14 protein-coding genes are annotated in these 16,577 nt (G+C 62.8%); 5 read left to right on the forward strand and 9 right to left on the reverse strand.

Features of this window, described 5'->3' with window-relative positions; translation table 11 throughout:
* Positions 1-6: 6 nt before the first annotated feature.
* The gene (locus JHX87_RS05395; protein WP_272833859.1) at positions 7-1,014 is read right to left on the reverse strand and encodes a TraB/GumN family protein; all 1,008 of its coding nucleotides are present in this window, start codon (positions 1,012-1,014) and stop codon (positions 7-9) included.
* A gap of 197 nt (positions 1,015-1,211) precedes the next feature.
* Here JHX87_RS05395 and groES point away from each other — a divergent pair, with 197 nt between their 5' ends.
* A complete protein-coding gene (gene groES / locus JHX87_RS05400) occupies positions 1,212-1,499 on the forward strand; it encodes a co-chaperone GroES (RefSeq protein WP_271882975.1) in 288 nt (95 codons plus the stop codon).
* A 48-nt stretch (positions 1,500-1,547) separates the two neighbouring features.
* Positions 1,548-3,197 (forward strand): chaperonin GroEL, encoded by a 1,650-nt coding sequence (groL, locus tag JHX87_RS05405; protein ID WP_271882977.1) that lies wholly within the window; start codon positions 1,548-1,550, stop codon positions 3,195-3,197.
* Between the two features lie 412 nt (positions 3,198-3,609).
* Here the strand turns inward: groL and JHX87_RS05410 are convergent, their stop codons facing one another.
* The 8 genes from JHX87_RS05410 to JHX87_RS05445 form a co-directional block, all read right to left on the reverse strand.
* Positions 3,610-5,202 carry a solute:sodium symporter family transporter gene (locus JHX87_RS05410; protein WP_271882979.1) on the reverse strand — a complete coding sequence of 531 codons (1,593 nt, stop codon included), beginning with the start codon at positions 5,200-5,202 and terminating at the stop codon, positions 3,610-3,612.
* Between the two features lie 187 nt (positions 5,203-5,389).
* Entirely contained in the window at positions 5,390-5,800 is a 411-nt protein-coding gene (locus JHX87_RS05415) for a GFA family protein (protein WP_271882981.1), read from the reverse strand.
* Between the two features lie 46 nt (positions 5,801-5,846).
* Positions 5,847-7,382 (reverse strand): Ppx/GppA family phosphatase, encoded by a 1,536-nt coding sequence (locus JHX87_RS05420; protein WP_271882982.1) that lies wholly within the window; start codon positions 7,380-7,382, stop codon positions 5,847-5,849.
* Between the two features lie 56 nt (positions 7,383-7,438).
* A complete protein-coding gene (locus JHX87_RS05425; RefSeq protein WP_271882983.1) occupies positions 7,439-9,604 on the reverse strand; it encodes an RNA degradosome polyphosphate kinase in 2,166 nt (721 codons plus the stop codon).
* Positions 9,605-9,635: 31 nt separating this feature from the next.
* Positions 9,636-10,334, reverse strand: a complete 699-nt coding sequence (locus JHX87_RS05430) for a P-loop NTPase family protein (RefSeq protein WP_271882985.1) — start codon at positions 10,332-10,334, stop codon at positions 9,636-9,638.
* Entirely contained in the window at positions 10,335-11,537 is a 1,203-nt protein-coding gene (locus JHX87_RS05435) for an AI-2E family transporter (RefSeq protein ID WP_271882987.1), read from the reverse strand.
* 64 nt (positions 11,538-11,601) lie between these two features.
* Entirely contained in the window at positions 11,602-11,991 is a 390-nt protein-coding gene (locus JHX87_RS05440) for a pentapeptide repeat-containing protein (protein WP_272833861.1), read from the reverse strand.
* A 56-nt stretch (positions 11,992-12,047) separates the two neighbouring features.
* Positions 12,048-13,283: a pentapeptide repeat-containing protein gene (locus JHX87_RS05445; protein WP_272833862.1), complete on the reverse strand. Its 1,236-nt coding sequence runs from the start codon at positions 13,281-13,283 to the stop codon at positions 12,048-12,050.
* Between the two features lie 123 nt (positions 13,284-13,406).
* On the opposite strand from JHX87_RS05445, the gene proS reads away from it, so the two are divergent.
* The 3 genes from proS to JHX87_RS05460 all read left to right on the forward strand — a co-directional run bounded on the left by proS (position 13,407) and on the right by JHX87_RS05460 (position 16,557).
* Positions 13,407-14,768 carry a proline--tRNA ligase gene (proS, locus tag JHX87_RS05450; RefSeq protein WP_271882991.1) on the forward strand — a complete coding sequence of 454 codons (1,362 nt, stop codon included), beginning with the start codon at positions 13,407-13,409 and terminating at the stop codon, positions 14,766-14,768.
* The gene (locus JHX87_RS05455) at positions 14,765-15,256 is read left to right on the forward strand and encodes a DUF2937 family protein (protein ID WP_271882993.1); all 492 of its coding nucleotides are present in this window, start codon (positions 14,765-14,767) and stop codon (positions 15,254-15,256) included. The genes proS and JHX87_RS05455 overlap by 4 nt, the downstream gene beginning before the upstream one ends.
* Positions 15,257-15,369: 113 nt before the next feature.
* On the forward strand, positions 15,370-16,557 hold the full coding sequence (locus JHX87_RS05460; RefSeq protein WP_271882994.1) for an ABC transporter substrate-binding protein: 1,188 nt from the start codon (positions 15,370-15,372) through the stop codon (positions 16,555-16,557).
* The last annotated feature ends 20 nt before the right edge of the window (positions 16,558-16,577 follow it).

Genomic DNA, 16,577 nt, shown 5'->3' on the forward strand with positions numbered 1-16,577 from the left:
GCGGGATTATCGCAGCGGCGCGATGGTCCAACCCTGTTTTTCCAACAATCGCAGAACGCCGTTTTCCCCGGGCAGATGCAGGGCACCAAAGCCCGCGACGACGCTTTTGCCGCGCCTGGCCGCATCGGCTGCGGCCTTGGTCAGCGGTGCGATCCAGCTTTGATTGCGCCGGTCCATCATCTGCACCTGCGCCATGTTCAGCATCGAATCGACCTCTTCCCGGCCCATCTCCGAATTGCGATAGGCGTCGAAGCGGCCGAATTCCCAGATCGCCCAGATATCGCCGTCGAAATAGGCATCGCCCAGCGTCACGCCATAATCATCCGCGTGATTTGCCACGGGCAGCGACGTGCGGATCATGCCGATCTCCTGCTCGGGCGTCAGATCGTCGAACAGGGTGAAAACCGTATCCCACGGCTCCAGCGAGGCGACGGGAATGTTCATCTCTTGCGCCTTTTCGACCAGCAGCTGGTCCAGCCCGTCATCCATCCCCTTCTGCATCTGCGTCATCATGCAGGGGCTGATGCCCAGCATCATCGACACATACCAGGGCCGCAGGCGCGAGGTCACGGCGGCGGGCATGCCACGCGCGGCCATCGCCTCGGACAGGGCCTGCCATTCCTTGTCATTCAACCGCTCTGGCAGGGTCGGGCCGCGCGCATCCACCATCAGGTCGGGATCCCGCTCCAGCGCGGTGGTCAGCTTGGCTTCCTCTTCCGGTCCGGCCTCGACATACAGCACCGCCGCATCGCGCAGGGCGGGCAGGATCCGCAGCATGGTTTTCTGATGACGCGGGTCGGGAAAATGATAGGTTCCCACAATCGTGATCTTCTGATCGCCCTTGCGGGCCAGCCACATGAAGCCGCGCGCGAAGGGCACATTGCTGACCGCCGCGTCGATCTGGGCGCGCTGTTCGGCGGGCATGGTGTCCAGAAGATTCGTTCCGATACATTCAGCCCGTGCCGAAAACGTCGAAAACCCCAATAAAATCAATGTTGCGATAGGGAAACGCATATCGCCCCTCTTGGTCATCAAAACGTCATCTGGGCATAGGCTGGCACAGGATTCCGCCGACGACCAGAGCGCAATAATTTTTCCGCCCCGAACAGTTGACACCCCGCATGGCCCGGCCTAGATCACCGCTATTGGCACTCGCATCAGGTGAGTGCCAACAACGAGACACTGCAACCTGAGATACGGAGTGTTCCATTATGGCATTCAAACCGCTGCATGACCGCGTTCTGGTCCGTCGCGTCGAATCGGACGAGAAAACCAAGGGCGGCCTGATCATCCCCGACAGCGCCAAGGAAAAGCCCGCCGAGGGCGAAGTCATCGCCGTTGGCGAAGGCGCGCGCAAGGATTCGGGCGAACTGATCGCCCCCGCCGTGAAAACCGGTGATCGCGTGCTGTTCGGCAAATGGTCGGGCACCGAAGTCACGGTCGACGGCGAAGAGCTGCTGATCATGAAGGAAAGCGACATCCTGGGCATTCTGGCCTAACGGCCCGGACACCAGCGCATCCTTCAACACGAAATTCAGGAGAATCAAATGGCTGCTAAGGAAGTCAAGTTCAACACCGACGCCCGCGATCGCATGCTGAAAGGCGTGAATATCCTTGCCGATGCCGTCAAGGTCACGCTGGGCCCGAAAGGCCGCAATGTCGTCATCGACAAATCCTTCGGCGCACCCCGCATCACCAAGGACGGTGTTTCGGTCGCCAAGGAAATCGAACTGGCCGACAAGTTCGAAAACATGGGCGCCCAGATGGTCCGCGAAGTTGCATCGCGCACCAATGACGAAGCCGGTGACGGCACCACCACCGCGACCGTTCTGGCCCAGGCCATCGTCAAGGAAGGCATGAAGGCGGTTGCCGCCGGCATGAACCCGATGGATCTGAAGCGCGGCATCGACCTGGCAACCTCGAAGGTTGTCGCGGCGATCAAAGCGGCCTCGCGTCCGGTCAATGACAGCGACGAAGTCGCGCAGGTCGGCACCATTTCGGCCAATGGCGAAGCCCAGATCGGCCGCTTCATTGCAGATGCAATGCAGAAAGTCGGCAATGAGGGTGTCATCACCGTCGAAGAGAACAAGGGTCTGGAAACCGAAGTCGAGGTCGTCGAAGGCATGCAGTTCGACCGCGGCTACCTGTCGCCCTATTTCGTGACCAACCCCGACAAGATGGTCGCCGAGCTGGAAGATTGCTACATCCTGCTGCACGAGAAGAAGCTGTCGTCGCTGCAGCCGATGGTTCCGCTGCTGGAATCGGTGATCCAGTCGCAAAAGCCGCTGCTGATCATTGCCGAGGACGTCGAAGGCGAAGCCCTGGCAACGCTGGTCGTCAACAAGCTGCGCGGCGGTCTGAAAATCGCTGCCGTCAAGGCTCCGGGCTTCGGCGATCGCCGCAAGGCCATGCTGCAGGACATCGCGATCCTGACCGGCGGTCAGGTCATCAGCGAAGATCTGGGCATGAAGCTGGAAAGCGTGACCATCGACATGCTGGGTCAGGCCAAGAAGGTCTCGATCACCAAGGACAACACCACCATCGTCGATGGCGCCGGTGAAAAGGCCGAGATCGAGGCCCGCGTGTCCCAGATCCGCCAGCAGATCGAGGAAACCACCTCGGATTACGACCGCGAGAAGCTGCAAGAGCGTGTGGCCAAGCTGGCCGGCGGTGTTGCCGTGATCCGCGTCGGCGGCCTGACGGAAGTCGAAGTGAAAGAGCGTAAGGACCGCGTCGACGATGCGCTGAACGCGACCCGCGCTGCCGTTCAGGAAGGCGTCGTGGTTGGCGGCGGTGTCGCACTGGTTCAGGGCGGCAAGGCTCTGGACGGTCTGACCGCTGAAAACTCGGATCAGGAAGCGGGTATCGCCATCGTGCGCCGCGCGCTGGAAGCTCCGATGCGCCAGATCGCTGAAAACGCCGGCGTCGATGGCGCTGTCGTGGCCGGCAAGGTCCGCGAATCCAGCGACAAGGCCTTTGGCTTCAACGCCCAGACCGAGGAATATGGCGACCTGTTCAAGTTCGGCGTCATCGACCCGGCCAAGGTTGTGCGCACCGCGCTGGAGGATGCGTCCTCGGTTGCCGGTCTGCTGATCACCACCGAAGCCATGATCGCCGAAAAGCCCGAGCCGAAGGGCCAGGCCGGCGGCGGCATGCCCGACATGGGCGGAATGGGCGGCATGGGCGGCATGATGTAATCATCCCCCTGCCCTCATGGCAGATCGAAAGGGCGTCCTTCGGGGCGCCCTTTTTTCGTGCCGATCCGTCGCGGGGCGCGGGTTCCGCGACTTGCCGCAAAGGCAGGATTTCCCGGTCGGCATTGAATTCGCTGCATTTCATGTCGCCGCGTCGCATCCCGTGCATAGCGGCTTTGACCTTTACCGGGCTTTTACCGCGCCGCTTTCCGCATATCTTGATGCCGTAACGCGGCAATCCCGCCAGCGTCACAAGCAGGACAGACACGCCATGAAACTCTTTGATGCTTTCAAACCGCTTCGCAACTTCTTTGCCGGTCTGGTCAATGCCTCGGCCAACAGCACGCCGCGGCTGGAAAACACGATCCGCTCAGCCAAGAACTGAGCGGACCGCAAGCAGGGCTGATCGGCCCTGTCAGGTGAAGATGAAGTAGGTCGAGACCACCACGGCCACGATCACAAAGCCCAGCGGCCGCGCCATTGGCCAGGGCGTCATATCGACAGCGTGGCTGTCACGCGGGGCATAGGCGGGCTCCATCGGGCGGAGCTTCCCGATCAGCAGCATAATGCAAACGTTCAGCACGAACAGCACCGCCATCACATGCAGGAAATGCGGATAGTTCTCGGCACCGACGGCGGGCTTCAGGACGAACTGGCTGATGATATACAGCCCGACACCCGAGGCCAGACCGATCTTTGCCGCAATCGGCGGCACGCGGCGGGTGAAGATGCCGACCAGAATGATCGTCAGGATCGGGATCGAATAGCAGCCATTGACCTCTTGCAGATAGCCGAACAGCCCCTGCGGCGCATTGGCGATGAAGGGCGCGATGGTCATCGAGGCGATGGCCAGCACGATGCCGAACCGCTTGCCTGCCGTCACCACCTGGCTGTCGCTGGCGCCGGTGTTGAAATACTGGCGATAGATATCCACCCCGAACAGCGTGACCGAGCTGTTCAGCGCCGAGTTGAACGAGCTGAGGATCGCCCCGAACAGCACCGCCGCAAAGAAGCCGCGCAGCGGGAAGGGCAGCACCTCGGTCACGAGGCGCGGATAGGCCTGATCCGCGACATCCAGACCGCCATCGAACAGATGCCAGGCGATAATGCCCGGCAGCACCACGATCACAGGCCCGAAGATCTTCAGGAAACCGGCGAGGATCAGACCCTTTTGCCCCTCTTTCAGATCCTTCGCGCCAAGCGCGCGCTGAATGATCGCCTGATTGGTGCCCCAGTAGAACAGCTGCACCAGCATCATCCCGGTGAAGATCGTTGCAATCGGGATAGAGCTGTCAGGCCCGCCAACGGCATCGAATTTCTCGGGGTTCTCGGCCCACAGCACCGACAGCCCGCGCGTCAGGCTGCCCCCGCCAATCGCCATCAGCCCGAAAACCGGCACCAGCAGGCCGCCGACGAACAGACCCACCGCGTTGATCGTGTCAGAGACCGCAACCGCCTTCAGCCCGCCGAAAATCGCGTAGATCGACCCGACAATGCCAATGGCCCAGACCGTGATCCACAGCGCCGCCCGGTCGCTGACCCCCAGGACCGCAGGCACGTCGAACATGGTCGACAGCGCCAGCGCCCCGGAATAGAGCACGATCGGTAGCAGCACGATCACATAGCCCGACAGGAACAGCAGCGAGGTGATGGTCTTGGTCTGGGCGTCGTAACGCTCTTCCAGAAAGGCCGGGATGGTCGAGATGCCCGAGCGCAGGTAGCGGGGCAGCAGCACCAGCGCCGTCACGACGATGGCAATGGCGGCCAGCGTCTCCCAGGCCATGACCAGAATGCCCTCGGCATAGGCCTGCCCGGTCAGACCCACGATCTGCTCGGTCGAGAGATTGGTCAGCAGCAGCGAACCGGCAATCACCGGGGCCGTCAGAGAGCGCCCGCCCAGAAAATAACCATCGGAATGATGTTCGTCCGTGCCGCGTGTCCACAGATAGGACAGATAGGCCACCAGGGCCGTACATCCCAGAAAAACAACGAAATTCAACGTACCCATCAACCTGTCCCACCCTTGTTAATCGCGTTGTGAAAGTGACTTATTGAAAGTGACTTAGCGGAAATGTAACGCCGCAGTGAACGAAGGTCCATGCGTTGCCGGTCGCGGAAAGGCCGGAAGCTGCCGGGTGATCAGCTACAGGGCACCGCAACCTTTGATTGCGGCGGCCGACGGCGGGGACCGGGCGTCAGTCTGTTGAAAAGCGCAGAACGCCAAGGCGCCTGTTCGCGTGGCCGTCATTGGGGTGATTGACCCCGTCCAGCACCTCGATTTCGGCGAAATCGAACGGGCTTACCCCGTCAAGGCAGGCAACATTGATGCCAAGCTCATTCGGGTTCGAGCGACATTTATGGTGGGTATAGATGCCGCAGGTCTTGCAGAAATAATGCTTCGCGGCACCGGTCCCGAATTGGTAAAGGCTCAACTGGTCCTCGCCGGTCAGGAATTCGATCCCGTCCAGCGGCGCCGAAACGGCAATCGCGCCCCGCATGCGGCAGAACGAACAGGAACAGCGCCGCGCCGTGTTGAAACCGTCGCTCAGCCGCACACGGAAACGCACGGGGCCACAATGGCAGGCAGCATCATGGGTGTCGGTCACGATCTTTCTCCTTCAGGACAAGCCAAAGCTGCGCAGCAGCCCCGGATTACAGCACGACCGGTTCGACCCCCATCGTCTTGCACAAGGATTGAAAGCGCGACTGGGCGACCTCGCCCATCAATTGCCGTCCGGTCCGGGTCAGCTTCAGCTGAAGCTGGTTCTTTTCGGGCAGAAAGCGCAGCGTGGCCGCGTCGGCGGGATCGTCAATCGCGAACATGGCGCCAAAGCGCATGGCCTTGCCCAGAATCTCTGCATCGCGGATCTCATCTTCGCTCAGCAGGCCAAACAGCCGCTCCATCGGCGAATTCGCACGGCTGTTCTTGTAGCGATGCAGCAGCGCCAGCCCAAGGAAGATCCGTTCCTGATGGCTGAGCGCGGCCATATTGGCGCGGGTCACATTGTCGAAACAGGCCTCGGCGCGGTAATCGGGATGCGCGCGCCATGTGGTGTCATGCAGCAGGCAGGCGGCAAGGATCAGCCGCGTGCGATCAGCCGAGGCATCGGCAAAGATCGGTTCCAGAAACTGATACAGCCGCTTGCCGAAGCCCGGCATCCGCGCCATCTGGCGCTCGGTAAAGCGCGCCGCCTCGATCAGCGGATCGCGTTTGCGCAGGCTGTCGGACATATGTTCGTACAGCAAGCCTTCGCGGATCCCATAGCTTGAAACCGCCAGTTCCGCGGGCTTGAACGTATCGACCAACTGCTCCAGCACCAGCGAGGCCAGCGGCACAAGCTCCATCCGCGAGGACGAGATCCCGACGCGCCCGCGCAGATCGTTGATGTCATTGGCGCGGATCCATTCGGCCGTGTCACGGACCGCATCCGGCGTCATCCGGTATTCGTGCAGAACCGTCATCGGATAGTCGGTCCGCTCCATATCCAGCCGCGCGATAGCCCGCCACGAGCCGCCGACCAGATAGATCCGTTCGTGATCGGTGCCCATCGCCTCGGCCAGATCCTTCATGATCTTGCGGATATGCTTGACGATGCCGTCCCTGCCGCCCTTGATCTGCTGAAGGCGGAACGGCCCAAGCTGCGAGGTCACGCGGCGGCCGATATTGCCCTTGCCATCGACCTCGGCCAATTCCATCGAGTTGCCGCCGATATCGCAGACCAGTCCCTTGGCATCGGGCCAGCCCAGCAACACGCCCTGCGCCGACAGCCGCGCCTCTTCCTCGCCGTCGATGACATGCAGTTTCAGCCCCGTCTCACGTTCGACCCGCTTCTGGAATTCGGGACCGTCCTCGGCCTCGCGCACGGCGGCGGTGGCCACGCAGGTCAGCGGCTCGATATCCATGCCCTTGGCAAGGGCCGCAAAACGCGACAGCGCGGCAAAGCCACGTTCGGCGCCTTCGGGATTCAGCCGTCCGGTTTCGGCCATCTTGGCGCCCAGACCGGCCATCACCTTTTCATTATAGAAATAGGCCGGAGAGCGCGCCGCACCGTCAAACACCACCAGACGAATCGAGTTCGAGCCGACATCGACCACCCCGACCCGGGACAAGGCGCGCTTGGGCAGCTTTTCGAACAACTTCCCCAGATGGTCGATGTTCTTGCCGCTGGATGTCCGCGTGCTGCTCATGACAGCCTCCCTGCTTGCGCATCGGTTTTTGTTAATGACCCGTCATCCACTGGCGGTCAATCGGAAGAATGGGTCAGCGCGGGCACATCGCGCGCCCCCGCCTTGCCCCGGCCCGAGAGTGACGGGTTTTCCATGAAGAAACGGTGACAGTTGAACAAATCCCCGCGGTTTTCGGGCAGATAGCGCACGAAACGGCCATTGGGCTGCAACAGCCAGCTTTGCGCCTCATCGGCCATATTGGCCGCCATGATCTGGCTGACGATCTGCGCCTTGACGGTGTCGTTCATGCATTCGACCAGCGTTTCCACGCGGCGGGACAGGTTCCGCTCCATCCAGTCAGCGGAACTGATAAAGACCCGCGCCTTTTTCGACGGCAGGTCATGTCCGTTGCCGAAACAGATGATGCGGGAATGTTCCAGATAGCGCCCGATGATCGATTTGACGCGAATATTTTCCGACAAGCCCTTGATACCCGGCCTTATTCCGCAAATGCCGCGCACGACCAGGCTGATCTTGACCCCGGCGGCGCTGGCGGCATAAAGCGCCTCGATCACGTCCTTTTCGATCAGCGAATTCATCTTGGCCCAGATCGCCGCCGGGCGTCCCTGCCGGGCATGATCGGCCTCTTTCGCGATCAGCGACAGCAGCTTTTCCTTCAGATCATTGGGCGAGATCGAGATGTTTTCCAGCCCCGCAGGCTGGACATAGCCGGACAGGAAATTGAACACCTTGGTCGCATCCCGACCCAGAGAGCGGTCGCAGGTGAACAGCGACAGATCGGTATAGATCCGCGCCGTGATCGGGTGATAATTGCCGGTGCCGTAATGGGTATAGGTGACCAGGTTTTCACCTTCGCGCCGGACAACGGTGCTGATCTTGGCATGGGTCTTGTAATTCACGAAACCATAGACGACATGCGCGCCCGCACGCTCCAGCCTGCGGGACTGGCGGATATTGGCGGCCTCGTCGAAACGGGCTTTCAACTCGACCAGCGCCGTGACGGATTTGCCCGCCTCGGCGGCCTCGCACAGCGCCTCGACAATGGGGCTGTCGCGGCTGGTGCGATACAGCGTCTGCTTGATCGCCAGCACATCGGGATCGCGCGCCGCCTGCTGCAGAAAGCGCACCACCATGTCGAAGGTCTCATAGGGGTGATGCAGCAACATGTCCTTTTGCTGGATCGCCGAGAACATATTACCGCCGTGATCCTGCACCCGTTCCGGCACCCGTGGCGTGAATGAGGGCCACAGAAGGTCGCGCCTGCTGTCCAGCACCAGTTCGTTCAGATCCGCCATGCCCAGCAGACCTTCGACGTCGATGACCTCGTCCGGGCTGACCTCCAGTTCCTCCATGATCAGCCGACGCATCTGCTTGGGTGCGCCGGTGGTGATCTTCAGCCGGATGACGCTGCCGCGACGGCGCCGTTTCAACGCCGTCTCGAATTCGCGGACCAGATCCTCGGCCTCTTCCTCGACCTCCAGATCGCTGTCGCGCAGCACGCGGAAGGCGCAATGGCCGGTATCGCGATAGCCGGGGAACAGGCTGGACAGATGCATCAGCAGCAATTCTTCCAGCGGCAGGAAGCGCTGCCCCCCCGGCAGCGGCACAAAGCGGCGCAGCTGCGCCGGGATCGGCAACAGCGCCTGCATCTGCCGGCCATCGGTGTCACGGGCCAGTTGCAGCGCCAGCGAAAAGCCCGCATTCGGGATGAACGGGAAGGGATGGGCCGGGTCGATCGCCAGCGGCGACAGCACCGGGAACACCTTGCTGTCGAAATAATCGTGCAGGAACTGCTCATCCGCCTCGGTCAGCCAATCGCGCGACAGGATGACGATGCCTGCCGCCTCCATCTCGCGGCGCAGGTGGTTCCAGACCGCCTGCTGCGCGCGCATCAGGTGACGCGCATCGGTATTGATCAGCGACAGCTGTTCCGCCGGGCTGCGGCCATCGTCGGACGGGATGGTGCTGCCCTCACGGACCAGTTCGCGCAGGCCTGCGACGCGGACGGTGTAGAATTCGTCCAGATTGGTCGCGCTGATCGAGACAAAGCGCAGACGTTCCAGCAGCGGCACCCTTGGGTTCCGCGCCTCGTCCAGCACGCGCCAGTTGAAGCTGAGCCAGCTCAGCTCTCGGTTAAAGAACCTCTCGGCGCCGGTCGGCGGGCCATCGGGAAGTTCCAGCGGTTCGGGGAATTCGTTACGCAAAAAATCTGACTGGGTCATTTTGATACTATTCAACAGACTACGCGCCGGATCATGCGCCGACCTCCGCTAGATTGTCCAGCAAATCAGCAGCCATGCGCCGGGTGATCGGGCGTTTCTGGGCCATGGCGGTCCGATCCAGCGCGATCACAAGACGCCGCGCCAGCCCAAGATCGCGGTCCATGCGCAGCACCAGCCAGTCGATCAGCTCGGCCGAGACGGATTGCTGCCGGTCGGCGAAGAGCTTCACCAGAACCGCCGCCAGCAGCGCCTCGTCCGGGGGGCCAAGCCGGACCAGCGGCATGGCCTGCATCCGGCTGCGCAGATCGGGCAGCACAAGGTTCCAGTCGCGCGGCGGCGTGCGGGCCGTCAGCAGCAACAGGCAATCACGGGCGCTGCACAGGTTCCACAGGTGAAACAGCGATTGTTCCGCCCCGGCGGCATGGCCCGCGCGGTCGGCATCCTCGACCACCAGCGCGCCGTCCTGCGCGGCCAGAAGATCGGCCATGTCCGGATGCAACCCCGAGGCCCTGACCCGCATCGCGCCGTTCTCGGCGGCCCAGAAGGCCGCCATATGCGACTTGCCCGATCCTTCCGGGCCGACCAGCAGCATTCGGCCCTGCGGCCAGCGGCCCGGATCGTCCAGCAGGGTCAGCGCCTCGGCATTCGCGTCGGCGGGCAGGAAATCCGCCCGCGCATGGGCCGGGGGCGTTGTCAGGTCAAGGGTCAGTTGACGGGACAGCGCGATCATCTAGCCCTGCGATCCGTGATCTTGACCCATCGCGCGGGCGTCCCGCAGCACCTCGGCACGCTGCCGTTCGGCCTGTTCGCGGGCCGCGCGGATCTGTTCCTCGACCGTGCCGCGCGGCAGCAATTCGACCAGCACCGGCTGGCCCGGATCGGGTGGCAGCACCTCTCCGGTATAAAGCGCGCTTTCGCGATAGCGTTCGATGGCAAATCGCGCCAGCACGCCCATGGCAGCGGCCAGAGGCACCGCCATCACCATGCCCACGAACCCGAACAGAGAGCCAAAGACCGACAGCGCCAGCAGCAGCCAGACCGGATGCAGCCCGACATGGCCGCCCACGATCTTGGGCTGCAGGTAATTGCCCTCGACCACCTGCCCGATCACGAAGACGGCGATCACGGCGGCGATCCAGATCGGCTCGTCCCAGAAGCTGAACAGAGCGACGCCGATGGCCGTCACCCCGCCAAGCAGCGCGCCGACATAGGGGATGAAGGACAGCACCGCCGCCATGATGCCGATGAAGAAGCCAAAGGGCAGGCCGATCACCATCAGCATGATCGAATACCAGGTGCCCAGGATCAGGATCACGGTGCCCTGACCGCGCACGAAACCCGACAGCGCCTGATCGACCTCTCGGCCAAGGCGGCGGATCGTGTCGGCATGTTCGCGCGGCAGCAGGCGGTCGATCTGGGCGACCATGCGGTCCCAGTCCAGCAGCAGGTAGAAGGCCACGACCGGCACGATGACCAGCAGGGCTATGGTGCTGATCACCCCCCCAAGCGAGGTCATGACCGTCTGCGCGACATTGCCCCATTGTTCCTTCATCGCCGCGCCAAGATCGTTCAGCGCGGTGCCCAGGGTGCCATCCTTGGGCAGAAGCTGCGGAAAGCGGGTGGTGATAAAGACCTGCGCCTGGCGGAACATCTCGGGCGCGGCATCGAACAGCGCCGTGGCCTGACGCACCAGGATCGGCACGACCACCAGCACCACGGCGACCAGCAGCAGGATGGCCAGCAGGCTGATCACCACCACCGACATCAGCCGCGACAGCCCGGCCCGTTCCAGCCGGTCGGCCACCGGATCCAGCAGATAGGCCACCCCCGCCCCAAGGATGAAGGGCAGGATCGCGGGCCCCAGCAACCACATCGTGACGAACAGCACGATGGCTGCAATGCTCCACCAGCGAAGCTGTTTCTGAATCGGCATCGCCTGCATCCTCTCGAACTACCCGGCCTTTCTGATCGCCTTGGCCCGATGTTGCAAGGGCGGGTTACGGATCGGGCTTGGGTGGGGGTGTGTCGCTGGCGGGACCGGATTGCCAGAGTCGCCATTGGCGGTAAAATTCACGTGGATGCAGCTTCCCTTCCGGCCAATGCGCCGGCCTGTCGATTGTCGGGGGCAATGTCACGCTGCCATCGCCAAAGCTTGCATTGACCTGATCCTGCGAAATGCGGACGGTTGACAGATCCACCGATCTCAGGGGCGAACCCGAAAAATCCGCGCCCCTGAGATCGGTGGATCTGTCCAGCCGCGCCTCCTCAAGGTCCGCCCCCTGCAGCCGCGCCTCCATAAGGTTCGCCCCCTCCAGCCGCGCCCCCTCAAGGTGCGCCCCCTGCAGCCGCGCCGCCATAAGGACCGCCCCCTGCAGCCGCGCCTCCATAAGGACCGCCCCCTGCAGCCGCGCCCCTGCAGCCGCGCCCCTCCAGCCGCGCCTCCCTAAGGACCGCCCCCTGCAGCCGCGCCCGCCAAAGGACCGCCCCCCAGCCGCGCCTCCATAAGGTCCGCCCCCTCCAGCCGCGCCTCCTCAAGGACCGCCCCCTGCAGCCGCGCCTCCATAAGGTCCGCCCCCTCCAGCCGCGCCCCCTCAAGGACCGCCCCCTCCAGCCGCGCCTCCATAAGGTCCGCACCCTCCAGCCGCGCCTCCATAAGGTCCGCACCCTCCAGCCGCGCCTCCATAAGGTTCGCCCCCTCCAGCCGCGCTCTTTCCAGCCTGACGCCCTGTAGACGGAAGTCAGAAAGATCCAACTTTTGCAGGCAGGTGTCCCGAAGGTCCGGGCGATACCCGCCGTAAGACGAGAGCGCATTCCGCCAAGCGGACAGCCCGCGTCTGAGATCTGCAACAGCATCCCTGAGATGGGCCTCGTCTACCGGCGGTTCGGGCAATTCTGGTGCGGGCGTGGCAAAGATCCACTCCGCCTCGGTTACCCCGTCCTGACCATGCGCAGCCTCGATCCGGCGCTGTTTATCCGACCGGCGCTCCAGAATGGTCAGCGCCAGCATGATATCTTCGCGCGGCTTGTTCACAGTGGTCAGCCAATCCTCTCGCTCGTGCTCGCGTGCCTCAATCTGCCGCAAATACGCTTCACGCTGCTCATCGGTCGCCCCCTCTTCCAAGGGCTCCAGATCGCCCAGCGGGAAATCCTTTGCCATGCTGGCCGGGGCGTTGTTGCGGATATAGGCGCAGATGATCTCCATCACCCGGACATGGTCGCGGCCCTTGTCATAGGCGGTCGAATCCTGCGCGATGCGTTCCAGCGACAACAACCCGCCCATGCGAACCTCCAGATTCGGTTCGCTGGTTTCCTGTGTGACGCCCTCGACGATCTTCTTGACGGTCTTTTCCGCGCCCAATTGCTCGACCGCCTTGGCCAGACGGTCGGTCAGGTGCCCCTCTTTCTGGAAATTCAGCGTGGTCTGGCGGATTATCGTGTTCCAGATCAGGAAGGGCGAGGAAATCAGCGCAACCACCAGCGCGCCCGCGCCCAGCGAGGCACCGTTGCCGTCGGCCACCTGCACCAGCACCATCACCGCGACGATCACGGCCAGAATATAAATCCCGACAAGTAAAACCCCCAGACCGCGCAGAACGTGGCGCGCCGGTCCCCAATCCGGTTCTGTCTCGATCCCCAAAGCCTCTACCAGGCTCTGTTTCGTGTTTTCGGGCTTCGCCATCTGCAACCTGCTCTTGATTCAGCGCCACTATGGTGAATCGATCCGCCGCTGCACAAGCCCTGCATCTTGCCCCGCACCTGTGTCTGTCCTAAACGGGCTCAAACCCGTGAATGAGGACCGCCCATGCGTCTGTCGCGCTACTTCCTGCCCGTGTTGAAGGAAGACCCCAAAGAGGCTCAGATCGTCAGCCACCGGCTGATGCTGCGCGCCGGAATGATCAAGCAGCAATCGGCGGGGATCTATTCCTGGCTGCCGCTGGGCTACAAGGTGCTGAACCGCATCCAGCAGATCGTGCATGAGGAACAGCAGCGCGCGGGCCATATCCCGCTGCTGATGCCGACGCTGCAATCGGCCGATCTGTGGCGCGAAAGCGGGCGCTATGACGCCTATGGCGAAGAGCTGCTGCGGATCAAGGACCGGCAGGATCGCGACATGCTGTACGGGCCGACCAATGAAGAGATGATCACCGATATCTTCCGCAGCCATGTCAGCAGCTACAAGGATCTGCCGCTGACGCTGTATCACATCCAGTGGAAGTTCCGCGACGAGATGCGCCCCCGCTTTGGTGTCATGCGGGGCCGCGAATTCCTGATGAAGGACGGCTATAATTTCGACCTGACCAAGGAAGACGCGCTGCATGCCTATAACCGGCATCTGGTCAGCTATCTGCGCAGCTACGAGCGCATGGGCCTGCAGGCCATTCCGATGCGCGCCGATGGCGGCCCGATCGGCGGCGATTACACCCATGAATTCCTGGTGCTGGCCGAGACCGGCGAATCCGAGGTGTTTTATGACAGCGAGATCACCGATCTGAAATTCGGGGATCGTCAGATCGATTACGACAATGTCGCCGAATGTCAGGCCGTGCTGGAGGAATTCACCAGCCGCTATGCCCGCACCGATGAAACCCATGACGAAGCCCTGTTCGATCAGATCCCCGAGGATCGCCGCCGCAGCGCGCGCGGGATCGAGGTCGGCCAGATCTTCTATTTCGGCACCAAATATTCCGAAGCGATGGGCGCCACGGTCGTCGGCCCCGATGGCAACCGCGCGCCGGTGCATATGGGCAGCCACGGCATCGGCGTCAGCCGTCTGCTGGGCGCGATCATCGAGGCGAACCATGACGACAAGGGCATCATCTGGCCCGAAGGCGTCACCCCCTTCCATGTCGGCATCGTCAATCTGAAACAGGGCGATGTCTCGACCGACAGCGCCTGCGAGGCGCTGTATCGCGAATTGATGGCGCGCGGTCTGGACCCGCTTTACGATGATCGCGACGAACGCGCGGGCGCGAAATTCGCGACCATGGATCTGATCGGCCTGCCCTGGCGCATCACCGTGGGTCCGCGCGGGCTGGCCAATAACAAGGTCGAACTGACCGACCGCCGCAGCGGGCAAAGCGAAGAGCTGTCCCCGCAAGAGGCCGTGGATCGTCTGGTCAGGATCTATCAGCCGATCGTCGCGCTGTCGGCCCCGGTGGCATGACGGGGATCCTGCGACTGGCGGTGGCGCTGATCTGCGCCGCCTGCCTGTCGCAGTTCCCTGCCTTTTCCGATCAGTATGTGCAACGGCTGGGCGGCCAGGTCGACAGCCTGTCCCGCGTCGCGGCCGATTTCGACGCCAGCGCGCGCAAGGCGCGACTGACGCGCGCTGAGGCGCTGACCGATCTGACCGGCAGCCCCTTCCGCGAGGCGCATCAGGCCGATATGCGGCGCAGCTTTGCCCGTCTGGATCAGGCCCGAAGCGATCAGCAGATGCTGCGCCTTGCCTCTCCGCTGGAACGGATGGCCCTGCCGCACCGGCTGCGCGATCCCGAAACGCTGGCGGCGACATGGGGCGATTTCAGCCCGGCCCTTCCGGTGACCATGGCGGGGCTGTGGGCGGCGCTGATCGGCTTTCTGATCGGCTGGATGCTGACCTTTTTGCCCCGGCTTTTCCTGCGCAGGCAGCCGGACCGCCTGGGATGGCGCTAACAGGTAAAAACTTGACATAACCGACAGGCCCTGCGCGCGACAAGATGCTTTCCTTTTACAAAAGGCGCTTTTAACCTGCGCGCAGGACACAGTTCCAACTGGGAGACTAAAGAATGAAAAAACTTCTTCTCGCGACGGCCTCGACGGCAATTCTGGCCGCAGGGGCAGCCGGAGCCGAGGATGTGAAGCTGGGAACATCCCTTGGCTTTACCGGCCCGCTTGAATCGATGTCGCCTGCGATGCAGGCCGGTGTCGATCTGGCTGCGAAAGAAATCAACGAGTCGGGTCAGTTCATGGATGGGTCGATGGTGACCGTGGTTCAGGGCGACTCGACCTGCGTGGATGCGGCCGCAGCCACCGCGACCGTCGAACGCCTGATCACCGCCGAAGGTGTCAAGGGCATCGTCGGCGGCATGTGCTCGGGCGAGACCATCGCCTCGCTGGAAAATGTCGCCAAGCCGAATGGCATCGTGATGATCTCGCCCTCGGCCACCTCGCCCGCGCTTTCGACCATCGAGGACAACGGGCTGTTCTTCCGCACCTCGCCTTCGGATGCGCGTCAGGGTGACGTGATGGCCGATATCATCATGGGCCGCGGCATCGAAAGCGTGGCCGTGACCTATACCAATAACGACTATGGCAAGGGTCTGGCCGACAGCTTTGCGGCGGCCTTTACCGCCAAGGGCGGCAATGTCACCACCAACAGCGCCCATGACGATGGCAAGGCCGACTATTCGGCCGAGGTCGCGGCATTGGCAGCGGCGGGCGGCGATGCGCTGGTCGTGGCGGGCTATGTCGATCAGGGCGGATCCGGCATCGTGCGCGGGTCGCTGGACAGCGGCGCGTTCGACACCTTCGTCTTCCCCGACGGCATGGTCGGTCAGGCGCTGGTCGATAATTTCGGCGCGGAAATCGATGGCAGCTTCGGTCAGAACCCGGCAGCCGAAGGCGAAGGCCGCGAGAAATTCGTGGAAATGGCCAAGGCAGAGGGCTTTGACGGCACCGGCGCATTCTCGGCTGAATCCTACGACGCTGCGGCGCTGATCCTGCTGTCCATGGCAGCGGCGAAAAGCTCGGATCCTGCCGTCTACAAGGATCAAGTGATGGCTGTGGCCAACGAACCGGGCGAAAAGATCATGCCGGGCGAATTGGGCAAGGCGCTTGAGATCCTGAACGGCGGCGGCGATATCGACTATGTCGGCGCCTCGGCGGTCGAAATGATCGAGCCCGGCGAAACCGCTGGCGTCTATCGCGAAGTCGAATATAAGGACGGCGACATGACGGTGGTTGGCTACCGCTAAGCGCCGAAAAAGATCGCGGT

The sequence above is a fragment of the Paracoccus fistulariae genome (assembly GCF_028553785.1).
Classification (GTDB): Bacteria; Pseudomonadota; Alphaproteobacteria; order Rhodobacterales; family Rhodobacteraceae; genus Paracoccus; species Paracoccus fistulariae.